This window comes from Mesorhizobium jarvisii (assembly GCF_003601985.1).
Lineage (GTDB): Bacteria > Pseudomonadota > Alphaproteobacteria > Rhizobiales > Rhizobiaceae > Mesorhizobium > Mesorhizobium jarvisii.
Genome location: NZ_QZXA01000010.1, coordinates 1 through 13237, shown reverse-complemented (window position 1 = coordinate 13237; position 13237 = coordinate 1). Strand labels below are relative to the sequence as shown.

Sequence of the window (13237 nt, the reverse complement as noted above, 5' to 3'; positions counted from 1 at the left end):
GGCGGCAGCCTCTACGTCTATCTCCACCGACGACGGAGACGGCCATGTACAAGACAATCGACGACCTGGCGAACCGCTGGCTCAAGCGACGGCCGGACGGCCTCAGCAAGTTGGAGAGCCGGGTGCTGCAATCGACGCTCGAGCGCACCACGATCTCCAGGGACACCAACAAGGCGGTCGCTTTTCACCAGACCTTTGGCGACCGCCTTGCCGATACGATCGCCCGCATCGGCGGCTCCTGGTCCTTCATCATGGGCTTCATCGCTTTCCTGATTGTCTGGACAGTTGGCAATGTCTGGCTTCTGACGCGCGATGCCTTCGACCCCTACCCGTTCATCTTCCTCAATCTGGTGCTGTCGATGGTCGCCGCCTTGCAGGCGCCGGTGATCATGATGGCGCAGAACCGCCAGACCGAACGCGACCGCATCGACGCCGCCCACGATTACGAGGTCAATCTGAAGGCCGAGATCGAGATCATGGCGCTGCACGAGAAACTCGATGAACTGCGCCACAGCCAGATCATCGGCATGCGCGACGAGATCGTGCGGCTGGCGGAAGCGGTCAAGCGCATCGACGAGAGGCTGGCGCGGCAGCAGTCGGCCTCATGACCGAAGCGATCCATCATTTCATCGAACAATATGGACTGCTTGCCGTCTTTCTCGGCTGCGTCGCCGAAGGGGAAAGTGCTGCCATCCTCGGCGGTTTCTTCGCCCACCAGAATGTTTTCGTGCTGTGGCATGCCATTGTCGCGGCAGCGCTCGGCGCCTTCGCCGGCGACACCTGCTTCTTCATCCTGGGCAGAAGTTTCGCCGACAACCGCCATGTCGTCAGGTTGCGCAGGCGGCCGGGCTTCCGCCGCGCCTACCGTCTGCTCAACACCCATCCCAACATCTTCGTGCTGTCGAATCGCTATGTCTACGGCATGCGCCTGGTCGGTGGCATCGCGGCCGGCCTGTCGACCATAGCAGCACCCCGCTTCGTCATTCTCAACGCCATCTCATCGACGATCTGGGCGGTGCTGTTCAGTACGATCGGCTATGTCTTCGGGCTCGGCGCCGAGCATTTCGTTGGCCAGGCGCTGATGCGCCACGAGCGGCTGTTCATCGGGCTCGGCATTGGCCTCACCGTGGCCGTGCTGGCCTGGCTTGTCGCCCGCCACATCGCCAAGCGGGAACGTCGCCGGGAGCAGTGATGCCGCCGGCCTCACTCGGAAGGTCAGATCGGAAAGCCGGTGAGCCGCTCGATGAGCGCAATGCCCCAGACGCCGGCGACGATGACCACCGAGATCAGCACCGCCAGCGAGCCGCAATCCTTGGCCAGTTGGATGTCGACATTGAACTCCCGGCTGAAGGCATCGCAGGCCGCCTCGATGCCGGTGTTCAGCACCTCGACCATGATCAGCAACAGCACCGCCCCGATCAGCAGGGCATAACCGCGCCAGGAGACCGAAACGAACCACGCCGCCGGCAGGGCGAGCACCAGCAGCATCAGTTCCTGCTGGAAAGCCTTCTCGCTGGCGGCCAGCTTGCGAAACGCCCGCACCGAATTGAAAAAAGCGTCGATCAGCCGCTGCATGCCCAAACCTCATTCCGAGTTATCGGCACGAGATAAAGCAACGGCCCGATCAAGGGAATAAGGCGTATCGTCCAAAATTCATTCAGCGACCGCTATCGAAGGCGTCGACTTTTCAAACTGCGGCAGCCCGTCGTCGATCGAATAATAGTCGCCCTTGTCACCAACGAAGATATGACAGTCGCCCTTGAGACCTGTCGGCTTGTCGAACGCTCCCGCCATGACCGAAATATAGTCTTGAGCCCTTGGCTTCCAGAAAAGCACGGACCCGCATGTCCTGCAGAAGCCGCGCCCGGCGAAAGCGGACGCTTCATACCATGTGATGCTTTCCGTGCCTTCGATAACGATGTCGGCGTCGGCGACGTTGGTCGCGGCATAGAAATGCCCGCTTTGCTTCCGGCATTGCGAGCAATGACAGTAGACGACGCCGCGCAATGCTCCCCTTGTCCGGAAGCGGACCGCGCCGCACAGGCATGATCCCTGGTGACTGTCACTCATTTCGGCACTCCCTGGAGAAACCTCGCCCAACATCGTTGCCAGGATTCCAGCTTTGCGGTGGTTGCGCGCAAGCAAATGCGACATCGATTGGCATGACGGATTCGAAATTCAGTTTCATTTCCATCAGCACAACGCCCGGATTTCGAAGTCAAAGCCTTCAAAACTGGGCTCTGTCCCGCGATGGTGGTACAAAATTTATGCTTCTACAGCCACAGGTAGCGAAAAACCTGTGGAAGTCGTGCGGATTAAGGAAACTTTAGCGCCACCGCATCTATGGTCACGCCAAGCGAAGATGGCGGGTGGGGACGCGTCTCTTCGCAAGATGTTCTGGACGATCAGGTCGCGCTCCCCAGGTCGGCGATCATGGAACCCGCAAATTCCGCGCCGGGATCCGAGGGGAAGAGTGGATCAGACATGCAGCCGGCAGCCGCCACAACCGAACGAAGCACCGACATCGCAGCCACGGTTGTTGCCACCATGCGCCAGCTTGGCGTCCTCGGCCTGCCGCGCAATTACGAAATCTTCTACGAGGCATTGAGCGGCACCAACCGCGAACTCAGTCTCGCCGTCGTGTCGCTGAGCAGCCGGCCGACGCAGGACGAGCTGGATCAGATCGGACGCGCCTTCTTTGCCCAGAACCACGGCCCCGGCATCGTCGAGCATGCGCGGGACGTCATCGCCCGGGAACTCGAGGAGGTCGCGGCGCTTTTGCGGAGCGAACGCAGCCACATCGAAAAATACGGCAGGATCCTCGACGAGACATCGAATGGCCTGAGTGGCCGCAGCCTGCTCTCGCAGGATCTTCTGCAAAAAATCGCCAACGCCATGGCCGTTGCCACCAATTCGACGATCGATCACGGCAAGCAGATCGCTTCGACGCTTAGCGACAAGACGGCCGAACTCGAAAGCGTCAAGTCGAAGCTCGAGGAATACAAGCGGCTGGCCGATACGGATCCGTTGACCCAAATCTGGAACCGCCGCGCCTTCGACAAGGAAATCACCCGGATCTACACCAGCAACAAGGGCATCCTGTTCAACGCCTTGATCCTTGCCGACATCGATCGGTTCAAGGACATCAATGACCGCTACGGCCATCCTGTCGGCGACAAGATCATCCAGATCATCGCCGAGATTTTCCAGACCAGCATTCGCGGCGACATGTTCGTCGCCCGCACCGGCGGCGAGGAGTTTGCGCTGATCGTCGAGGGTGCCAGCGAAGACGCCACCTACGAGATCGCCGAGCGCATTCGCGCCCTGATCGAGCAGACGCCGTTCACCAGCAGCCAGACCGGCATGAATTACGGCACGGTGACCGTCTCGATGGGCATCTGCATGGCATCCGAGGCCGAAGGCCCGGAGGACCTCTACACCAAGGCCGACCGGGCGCTCTACCGTTCGAAAGTGAGCGGCCGCAACCGCGTCACCAAACATTCGACGATGGCCGGCCGCGCCGGCAAGAGCTGGCTGCTCTACAAGAAGGACTGACGCCAGTCGCCGTCGACAGGCAATGCGGGCCTCTTTCCCATTGGATGGCGATGCCCGGCCGGCTCAATCAGACATAGACGAATTCAGAGATAGGCGAAGCCGGCCGCGATCACACCCAGGGCGCCCAGCGCCAGCGAGCCGATCCACGGCCAGCGCTTGCCACGGGTGATGATGGAGAGCGTCGCGACGGCGATCGAGATGTGCAGCAGCGTCACCGCCAGCGTCAGGACATGATGACGGCGTTCGCGCACGTCGCTATCGCGCAGCTTTTCGTCGACCTGCTTTTCAAATTCGGTCGCCTTGGCCTGGATCTCCGCACCATCGGCTTCATTGCGCTTCGCGGCGGCCTGAAATTGGTCGGTTCCTGGGCCACCCGTCGCCGCCGCGATCTCATAGCTGTTCTTCTTGATGCTCTTTGCCTGGAAGAAACTCCACTGATCGCTGGCCTTGTTCTGGAGATAGGCCGCCTCGCTCTTGTCGTTTATCGCCTCCGCGGTTTCGAGCGACTCGAAGCTGCCGACCGTCGCGGCGAGAACCGCCAACACCGCTATTGTGACGGAGACCGTGGTCAGAAAGGGATTGCCCTCATGCGCGGCATGTTCGGCATGCTCGGCGTTCTCGAGGTGCTCCTGGGTAGCGTCTTCCATTGCCATTCGTCGAATCCTGGCCAGCGATGATTGGGTCGACGGCGAACCTTAACCTCAATCTTGTTTTGCACAGGTCGCGTCAGCATAAATTTTCGTAAGGTTTGACGCGACGACCGCCTGGACAACATCGTCCCGGAACAAGAAAAGGCGCCGGATTTCTCAGGCGCCTTCGCATGTTGGTCGTTTGGGATCGGCAGGATCAGCCGTTGACGGCCTGCTTGTGCTGCACCGGATGGCTTTTCTTCAGGAGATCCGACACCAGGAAGGCCAGCTCGATCGCCTGATCGGCATTGAGGCGCGGGTCGCAATGCGTGTGGTAGCGGTCCTGCAATTCCTCGGCCGTGATGGCGCGCGCACCACCCGTGCATTCGGTGACGTTCTTGCCGGTCATCTCGACATGGATGCCGCCCGGATGCGTGCCTTCGGCGCGGTGCACCTCGAAGAAGGTCTGCACCTCCTTCAGGATGCGGTCGAACGGCCGCGTCTTGTAACCGGCGGCTTCGATCGTGTTGCCATGCATCGGGTCCGACGACCAGACCACGCTGCGGCCTTCCTTCTGCACCGCCCGCACCAGCCTCGGCAGATGGTCGGCGACCTTGTCGGAGCCGAAGCGGGCGATCAGCGTCAGCCGGCCGGGCTCGTTCTCGGGGTTGAGCAGGTCGATCAGCTCCAGCAAGCCGTCAGCGGTCAGCGACGGGCCGCATTTCAGGCCGAGCGGGTTCTTGATGCCGCGGCAATACTCGACATGGGCATGATCGGGCTGACGTGTGCGGTCGCCGATCCAGATCATGTGGCCTGACGTGGCATACCAGTCGCCGGAGGTCGAATCGACGCGGGTCAGTGCTTCCTCATAGCCAAGCAGCAGCGCTTCATGGCTGGTGTAGAAATCGGTCTCGCGCAGCGCGTAATTGGTCTCCGAGGTGATGCCGACGGCCTTCATGAAGTCCATCGTCTCGGTGATGCGGTTGGCGAGCGACTCGTACTTTTCGCCCTGCGGGCTGTCAGCGACGAAGCCGAGCATCCAGCGATGCACGTTCTCCAGGCTGGCATAACCGCCCTGGGCGAAGGCGCGCAGAAGGTTGAGCGTCGCCGCCGACTGGCGGTACGCCATTTCCTGGCGGGCAGGATCGGGAATACGGGACTTGGCGTCGAATTCGATGCCGTTGATGATGTCGCCGCGATAGCTCGGCAGCGTCACCTCGCCCTTGGTCTCATTGTCGGACGAACGCGGCTTGGCGAACTGGCCGGCAACGCGACCGACCTTCACCACGGGCTGTGCGCCGGCGAAGGTCAAGACGACCGACATCTGCAGGAAGACCCGGAAGAAGTCGCGGATGTTGTCGGCGCCGTGTTCGGCAAAGCTTTCGGCGCAATCGCCGCCCTGGAGCAGGAACGCCTCACCGGCAGCGACCGCCGCGAGTTGCTTCGTCAGCTTGCGCGCCTCACCGGCAAAGACCAGCGGCGGAAAGGTGGCGAGCTGAGCTTCGGTGTTCTTCAGCGCAGCAAGGTCCGGATAGGCAGGAACCTGCTTGATCGGCTTTGCTCTCCACGAATTCGGCGACCATTTCGTCATCGCTGCACCCAACACTCTTTCCGGCGAGCACCCTCGCCCGCCTTTTCCGCCCCTATATGGGTTGGCGGCTCCATACACGAAGCCGATTTCCTATTCTAGACCGGAATTTCAGCACTGGCGAATGGGTCGCGTGGGCTACACAGCCTTCTCAACTAGGCGCGCCAGTTGCGTCATGACCACCGCCGAGCCCGCCAGCCGCTTCTCGGCGGTCGGCCAATCGCGGGTGAAGACGACGCTGTGGTCGGGGCGGATCTTGGCCAGCGAACCCTGCTCGCCGATGAACTTGACCAGGCCGACCGGGTTGGAGAACTCGCGCTTGCGGAAATGAATGACAACGCCCTTCGGGCCCGCATCGAGCTTCTCGACATTGGCTTTGCGGCAGAGCGCCTTGATGAAGACGATCTTCAAGAGATGCTTCACCTCGTCCGGCAGCGGGCCGAAACGGTCGATCAGTTCGGCGCCGAAAGCGTCGATCTCCTCGGTGTTTTCGAGGTCGCCGAGGCGGCGGTAAAGCGCCAGCCTGAGCTGCAGGTCCGGCACATAGCTTTCCGGGATCATCACCGCCGTGCCGACGGCGATCTGCGGCGACCAGCCGCCATCCTGGACCTCGCCGGAATCCTTCACCTCGGCTACGGCCTCTTCCAGCATCTGCTGGTAGAGCTCGAAGCCGACCTCCTTGATATGGCCGGACTGCTCTTCGCCCAAGAGATTACCGGCGCCCCTTATATCGAGATCGTGGCTGGCGAGCTGGAAGCCGGCGCCCAGCGTGTCGAGCGACTGCAGCACTTTCAGCCGGCGCTCGGCCGTGTCAGTCAGTTTGCGGTTGGCCGGCAGCGTGAACAGCGCGTAGGCGCGCACCTTGGAGCGGCCGACGCGGCCGCGCAACTGATAGAGCTGCGAGAGGCCGAACATGTCGGCGCGATGGATGATCAGCGTGTTGGCGGTCGGGATGTCGAGGCCGGATTCGACGATGGTGGTCGACAGAAGCACATCGTATTGCCCATCATAGAAGGCGTTCATGATGTCGTCGAGTTCGCCTGGCGGCATCTGGCCGTGGGCCACAGCCACTTTCAGTTCTGGCACCGATTCTTTCAGGAAATCATGGATTTCCGAGAGATCGCTGATGCGCGGGACGACATAGAAGGAGTGTCCGCCACGATAACGCTCGCGAAGCAGCGTCTCGCGAATGACCAACGGATCGAAGGGCGAGATGAAGGTGCGCACCGCCATGCGGTCGACCGGCGGCGTGGCGATCAGCGACAGTTCGCGCACGCCCGTCAGCGCCAGTTGCAGCGTGCGCGGGATCGGCGTCGCCGACAGCGTCAGCACATGGACATCGGTCTTCAGATCCTTCAGCCGTTCCTTGTGCTTGACGCCAAAGTGCTGCTCCTCGTCGATGATCAGCAGGCCGAGATTCTTGAACGAGATCGAGGAGCCGAGCAGCGCATGGGTGCCGACAACGATGTCGACCTGGCCCTCGGCCAGAGCCTTCTTCGTCTCCGCCAGTTCCTTGGCACCGACCAGCCGCGAGGCCTGCGCGACGCGGACGGGAAGGCCCGAGAAGCGCTGGGAAAAGGTCTTGAAATGCTGGCGTGACAACAGCGTCGTCGGCACCACGACCGCGACCTGGAACCCTTCCATCGCCGCGATGAAGGCGGCGCGCAGTGCCACTTCGGTCTTGCCGAAGCCGACATCGCCGCAGATCAGCCGGTCCATCGGCTTGCCGGCGCCGAGGTCATCCCTGACCGAGTCGATGGCCGTCTGCTGGTCGTCGGTTTCCTCATAGGGGAAACGCGCGGCGAATTCGTCATAGAGACCTTCGGCCGGCACCAGCGCCGGCGCGGCGCGCATCTGCCGCTCGGCGGCGATACGGATCAGCTGCCCGGCCATGTCGAGCAGGCGCCGCTTCAGCTTGGCCTTGCGCGACTGCCAAGCGCCGCCACCCAGCTTGTCCAGCGTCGCCTCGGCGGAGTCGGAGCCATAACGCGACAGAAGCTCGATGTTTTCGACCGGCAGGAACAGCCGGTCATCGCCGGCATAGTGGATTTCCAGGCAGTCATGCGGCGCGCCGACCGCCTCGATGGTGCGCAGGCCGATGAAGCGGCCAATGCCATGGTCAGTGTGGACGACGATATCGCCGGCCGACAGCGCAGAGGCCTCCGCGATGAAGTCGGAGGCGCGCTTCTTGCGCTTGGAACGCCGGATCAGCCGGTCGCCCAAAATATCCTGTTCGGCGACGACGACCAGTTTTTCGGTCTCGAAGCCGGATTCAAGCGGCAGCACGGCCAATGCCGCCTGCCCCGGCTCGAGCTGTTCGGCTTGCGCCAGCGTCTCGACCTGCTTGAGATTGCCCAGATGATGCTCGGTGAGGATCTGGCCAAGCCGGTCGAGCGAACCCTCTGTCCAGCCGGCGATGACAATACGCCGACGTGCCGCGCGCTCGTCGGCGATATGCCTGACGACGACATCGAAGACGTTGATATTTGGATCGGCGCGCTCCTCGACGAAGCTGCGGCCATGGCGCGAGCCGGCGTGATAGACCTTTTTCGCGCCGGCATCGGGCGCGTCGAAGGGCGTGAAGTCGATCGCTTCGCGTGGACCGAGCGAGGCGATCAGGTTCTCCGGCGAGAGGTAGAGCAGATCCGGCGCCACCGGCTTGTAGGGCACGGCATCCTTCAGCGCAGCATCGGCCTGCTTTTTGCGCGCTTCATAGTGATCGAGGATCAGTGTGTGGCGCTCGGCCAGCGCCTCATGCGCCAGATGGTCGAAAACCACAGGCGTATCCGGCAGATAGTCGAACACCGTCTCCAGCCGCTCATAGAAGAACGGCAGCCAATGCTCCATGCCGGCGAACCGCCTGCCCTCACTGACTGCCGTGTAGAGCCCGTCGTCGCGCTGCGGCGCGCCAAAGGCTTCGATATAGGAGCGGCGGAAGCGGCTGATGGTTTCAGGCGTCAGCGCCACTTCGCTCATCGCCTGCAGCGCCATCGACTTGCGCTGGCCGGTGGTGCGCTGGGTGGCGGCATCGAAGACGCGGATCGATTCCAGCGTGTCGCCGAAGAAATCGAGCCTGAGCGCCTCGGTCCAGCCGGGCGCGAAAAGGTCGACAATGCCGCCGCGCACCGCGAACTCGCCGATGCCGCGAACTGTCGGCACCCGCTCGAAGCCGGACGTTTCCAGCCGCGCAATCAGCGCGTTCATGTCGATCTGGTTGCCAGGCCTGGCATGAAAGGTCTGTGCCTCGACCAGATCAGCCGGCGGAATGCGCTGCAGCAGCGCATTGGCGGTGGTGAGGATGACGGCGCGATGCGGCTTCTTCGCCAGCGCGATCATGGCCGTCAGCGCGTCGAGGCGCTTGGCGGCGGCATCCGAGCCGGGCGAGACGCGATCGTAGGGCAGACAGTCCCAGGCCGGCAGTTCCAGCACCGGCAGTCCGGGCGCGGCAAAGGCCAGTGCCTCGATGATAACAGGCAGGCGCTGGCCGTCGCGCGCCACGAACAGCACCGGCTTGTCGGGCGCGATCTCGAATGCGGCCTGCACCAGTGCAAACGCCTCGTATCCATCGGCGACACCATCGACGATGAACTGGCCGGCACGGCCTTTCGGCAGACCAATGGTGGGAATGAGGCTCATCAAATCACGGTCTTTGTTTGTCGCAATTCCTGTGGGGAAAACCGCTTCGCACTTTTCCTGGAATTGCTTTTGTTCAGAAAGTCATGGTCCGGCGGGACGCCAGGATCTTTTGCAGGACAGGACAATCGATATCCGCCGGGATCGGGCGTTCACCGGTGATCAGCGGCAGGAATTCGGTGTCGGAAATGTCGAGGAGCCTCTCATATTGTTCGATTTCCTCAGCCGTCAAGGCGCCGATCTCGGCGTCGGCGAAGGTGCCGAGAATGAGATCCATCTCGCGCATGCCGCGGTGCCACGAGCGGAACAACAGCTTGCGGCGGTGGGCGTCCAGCCCCTCGCTTGATCGTTTCGTTCCGGTCATTGTGGCGCATCCTCACTTGCTGCGGCGCATATAGCGTGGATAGAAGGGGCTGTCAGCCTTGCGCTGTGGCCGTCGCGACATAAGCTGACATCATGCGTCCTTCCATCCTCGATCCGCTGTTTGTTCCGATCACTTCGCTTGCCGGCGTCGGACCCAAGGTCGGCGCGCTGATCGAGAAGGTCGTCACGGCGGATCTTGGTGATCGAGCGGCCCGCGCGGGCGACCTTCTGTTTGTGCTGCCGCACACCGTCATCGACCGCCGCAGCCGGCCGGGCATCGCCGGTTCCGCGGAAGGCCAGATCGTGACCCTCGACGTGCGCATCGACCGTCACCAGCCGCCGCCGCGCGGCAACCGGTCGGTGCCTTACAGGGTCTTTGCCCATGACGATACCGGCGAGATCGGCCTGACCTTCTTTCATGCGCACGCCGCCTATCTCGAAAAGGCAATGCCCGTGGGCGAGCATGTCGTGGTCTCGGGCCGCATGGAATGGTTCAACGGCCGTCCGACCATGGTCCACCCCGACCATATCGCGCTGGCCAGCGAAGCAGAGAACCTGCCGCTGGTCGAACCGGTCTACCCGCTCACCGCAGGGCTCTCGGGCAAGGTGCTGCGCCGCGCGATCGGCCAGGCGCTGGCGCGCCTGCCCGAATTTCCGGAGTGGCAGGACGGCGCCTTCATGCGCCGGCACACCTTTCCCACCTTTGCCGACGCGCTTACCCGCATCCACAATCCGGCCGATCCCATCGACGTTTCCATCGACGGCGCGGCCTGGCGGCGTCTTGCCTATGACGAGTTGCTGGCGGGCCAGGTCTCGCTGGCGCTGGTGCGGGCAAAGATCCGCCGCCTGTCCGGCCGCCCCCTGGTCGGCGACGGCCGCATCGTCGAGAAACTGCGCGCAGCCCTTCCCTATTCGCTGACCGCAAGCCAGGAATTCGCGCTGGCCGAAATCAATGCCGACCTTGCCGACCCCGAGCGCATGCTGCGGCTGCTGCAGGGCGATGTCGGCTCAGGCAAGACGGTGGTCGCGCTGCTTGCCATGGCGCGCGCCGTCGAGGCCGGCGGCCAAGCGGCACTGATGGCACCGACCGAAATCCTGGCGCGCCAACATCTGGCGACGATCGCGCCGCTCGCCGCCAGAGTCGGGCTGCGCATCGCCATACTCACCGGCCGCGAAAAGGGCCGCGAACGCACCGAAACACTGGCCGGCCTGGCAAGCGGCGAGATCGACATCGTCGTCGGCACCCACGCGCTGTTCCAGGAGACGGTTACCTTCCACGATCTGGTGCTGGCCGTAATCGACGAGCAGCATCGTTTCGGCGTCCATCAGCGGCTTGCCATCACCGCCAAGGGCGATGCGCCCGACATGCTGGTGATGACGGCCACCCCGATCCCGCGCACGTTGGTGCTGACCGCCTTCGGCGACATGGATGTCTCCAAGCTGACGGAAAAGCCGGCCGGTCGCCAGCCGATCCGCACCGTCACGCTGCCGCTGGAACGGCTCGACGAACTGGTCGCCCGCATGCAGGATGCCGTCGCCGGCGGCCAGAAAATCTACTGGATCTGCCCGCTGGTCGAGGAGTCCGAAGAGATCAAGCTGATGTCGGCCGAGGATCGCTTTGCCTCGCTGAAACCGCTGTTCGGCGACCGCATCGGCCTTGTCCACGGCCGCATGAAGGGCGCCGAGAAAGACGAGGCGATGCGCGCCTTCAAGGAGGGCGAAACCCGCATCCTGATCGCCACCACGGTCATCGAGGTCGGCGTCGACGTGCCCGACGCTACCGTCATGGTCATCGAACATGCCGAGCGTTTCGGCCTTGCACAGCTGCACCAGCTACGCGGACGGGTCGGGCGCGGCGACAAGCCCTCCTCTTGCGTGCTGCTCTACAAGGATCCGCTCGGCGAGACCGCAAAACGCCGGCTGTCGGTGATGCGCGAGACCGAGGACGGCTTCTTGATCGCCGAGGAAGACCTGAAATTGCGCGGCGAAGGCGAGCTGTTGGGCACCCGCCAGTCCGGCACACCGGGGTTCCAGGTGGCGCGCATCGAGGCGCATGCCGATCTCCTGGAGGCAGCCCGCGACGATGCAAGGCTTATCCTGTCACGCGACCCGGAATTGCAATCCGGCCGCGGCGAGGCGCTGCGCCTGCTGCTCTATTTGTTCGGCCGCGACGAGGCCGTGCGGCTCCTGCGCGCCGGATGAGGCCCTAGTGGCGGATTGGCGACCGTTCCGTTGATCGGCTCGCCATTCAGCGTCACCATCTTGCTTTTCACCTCCGGCGCCACCAGCCCGGCCGAGACAATCAGCTTGGCGCCGTCCTCGATCGTCATGTCGAGCAGCACGATGTCCGACTTCAGCACATACATCAGGAACCCGGTCGTCGGGTTCGGCGTGCAGGGCATGAACACGGCAATCAGCGGGTCGCCTTCCTGGTCAAGTTTCTCGTTGATCTCGGTTTCCTTCTCGCTGGCGACGAAGACCAGCGACCACACGCCCTTGCGCGGATATTCGACCAGCCCGACCTGGCGGAACATGTCGCCCTTGTTCGACAGCACGGTCTCGAAGATCTGCTTCAGCGAGCCATAGATGCCGCGCACCAGCGGCATGCGGCCAAGCAGGCGCTCGCCGAAACCGACAATGGCGCGGCCGACGATGTTGGCGGTGAGGAAACCGATCAGCGTGATCAGGATCAGCGCGACGATTAGCCCGAACCCTGGAACAGGGAACGGCAGATAGGTGTCGGGACTGTAACGCGCCGGAATATAGGGCTTCACCCAGGAATCGACCCAGCCGATGAACGACCAGGCGATATAGGCGGTGATGGCCAGCGGCGCGCAGACGACGAAGCCCGTGAGGAAATAGTTCCTCAGCCGGGTCATGCCGGAGGTCTTGGGAGCATCGGACATGGTTCACCGGGCGCGGGTTGCAGCGCAACATTAGTGAACCGGGACGCCGTTTGGAACTGCGAAGTTTTTAAAGAGCGCCTGTTAAGGCCCCTACTCCACCGTCACGGATTTCGCCAGATTTCGGGGCTGGTCGACGTCGGTGCCCATGAACACGGCGGCGAAATAGGCCAGCATCTGGATCGGCAGCGCATAGATGATCGGCGAGATGATTTCGGGTACGTCGGGCAGGATGATGGTTTCCATCGTCTTGACGCTCACCTGCGCCGCCCCTTTGCTGTCGGTGATCAGGATGATCTTGCCGCCGCGCGCCGCCACTTCCTGCATGTTCGACACGGTCTTTTCGAAAATGCGGTCATGCGGCGCAATGACGATGACCGGCATGTTCTCGTCGATCAGCGCGATCGGCCCATGCTTCAATTCGCCCGCCGCATAGCCCTCGGCGTGGATGTAGGAGATTTCCTTGAGTTTTAGCGCGCCTTCCATGGCCAGCGGGAAATTGGTGTCGCGGCCGAGATAGAGCACGTCCTTGTAGCGTGACAGTTCGCGCGCGATCCGCTCGATCT

The 13237-nt window shown here is 62.9% G+C and carries 12 protein-coding genes; 4 read left to right on the top strand and 8 right to left on the bottom strand.

Annotated features, from left to right (window positions below; all coding sequences use genetic code 11):
- Positions 1-44 precede the first annotated feature (44 nt).
- Complete coding sequence (locus D3242_RS24120) at positions 45-608, top strand: DUF1003 domain-containing protein (RefSeq protein WP_064985701.1); 564 nt, start codon at positions 45-47, stop codon at positions 606-608.
- On the top strand, positions 605-1192 hold the full coding sequence (locus D3242_RS24115) for a DedA family protein (protein WP_038647009.1): 588 nt from the start codon (positions 605-607) through the stop codon (positions 1190-1192). The genes D3242_RS24120 and D3242_RS24115 overlap by 4 nt, the downstream gene beginning before the upstream one ends.
- Positions 1193-1215: 23 nt before the next feature.
- Here the strand turns inward: D3242_RS24115 and D3242_RS24110 are convergent, their stop codons facing one another.
- Both D3242_RS24110 and D3242_RS24105 read right to left on the bottom strand, forming a co-directional pair.
- Complete coding sequence (locus tag D3242_RS24110; RefSeq protein ID WP_019858368.1) at positions 1216-1575, bottom strand: diacylglycerol kinase; 360 nt, start codon at positions 1573-1575, stop codon at positions 1216-1218.
- A gap of 78 nt (positions 1576-1653) precedes the next feature.
- Complete coding sequence (locus D3242_RS24105; protein WP_064985753.1) at positions 1654-2070, bottom strand: GFA family protein; 417 nt, start codon at positions 2068-2070, stop codon at positions 1654-1656.
- Positions 2071-2484: 414 nt separating this feature from the next.
- On the opposite strand from D3242_RS24105, the gene D3242_RS24100 reads away from it, so the two are divergent.
- A complete protein-coding gene (locus tag D3242_RS24100; RefSeq protein ID WP_038647013.1) occupies positions 2485-3555 on the top strand; it encodes a diguanylate cyclase in 1071 nt (356 codons plus the stop codon).
- Positions 3556-3638: 83 nt separating this feature from the next.
- Here D3242_RS24100 and D3242_RS24095 read toward each other — a convergent pair whose 3' ends face one another.
- From D3242_RS24095 to D3242_RS24080, 4 genes are all read right to left on the bottom strand, one after another.
- Positions 3639-4208: a DUF4337 domain-containing protein gene (locus D3242_RS24095; RefSeq protein WP_223217725.1), complete on the bottom strand. Its 570-nt coding sequence runs from the start codon at positions 4206-4208 to the stop codon at positions 3639-3641.
- Between the two features lie 193 nt (positions 4209-4401).
- Positions 4402-5775 (bottom strand): class II 3-deoxy-7-phosphoheptulonate synthase, encoded by a 1374-nt coding sequence (locus D3242_RS24090; RefSeq protein ID WP_064985703.1) that lies wholly within the window; start codon positions 5773-5775, stop codon positions 4402-4404.
- A gap of 135 nt (positions 5776-5910) precedes the next feature.
- Complete coding sequence (gene mfd / locus D3242_RS24085; RefSeq protein WP_064985704.1) at positions 5911-9408, bottom strand: transcription-repair coupling factor; 3498 nt, start codon at positions 9406-9408, stop codon at positions 5911-5913.
- A 73-nt stretch (positions 9409-9481) separates the two neighbouring features.
- Positions 9482-9769 carry a succinate dehydrogenase assembly factor 2 gene (locus tag D3242_RS24080; protein WP_019858376.1) on the bottom strand — a complete coding sequence of 96 codons (288 nt, stop codon included), beginning with the start codon at positions 9767-9769 and terminating at the stop codon, positions 9482-9484.
- Positions 9770-9861: 92 nt separating this feature from the next.
- Between D3242_RS24080 and recG the strand changes: the two genes are divergently transcribed.
- Positions 9862-11970 carry an ATP-dependent DNA helicase RecG gene (recG, locus tag D3242_RS24075; RefSeq protein WP_064985706.1) on the top strand — a complete coding sequence of 703 codons (2109 nt, stop codon included), beginning with the start codon at positions 9862-9864 and terminating at the stop codon, positions 11968-11970.
- Here the strand turns inward: recG and D3242_RS24070 are convergent.
- Positions 11922-12674 (bottom strand): DUF502 domain-containing protein, encoded by a 753-nt coding sequence (locus tag D3242_RS24070; RefSeq protein WP_019858378.1) that lies wholly within the window; start codon positions 12672-12674, stop codon positions 11922-11924. The two genes, recG and D3242_RS24070, sit on opposite strands and share 49 nt — an antisense overlap.
- A gap of 90 nt (positions 12675-12764) precedes the next feature.
- Positions 12765-13237: SIS domain-containing protein (locus D3242_RS24065; RefSeq protein WP_120145482.1), on the bottom strand; the 473-nt coding region annotated here is incomplete at its 5' end.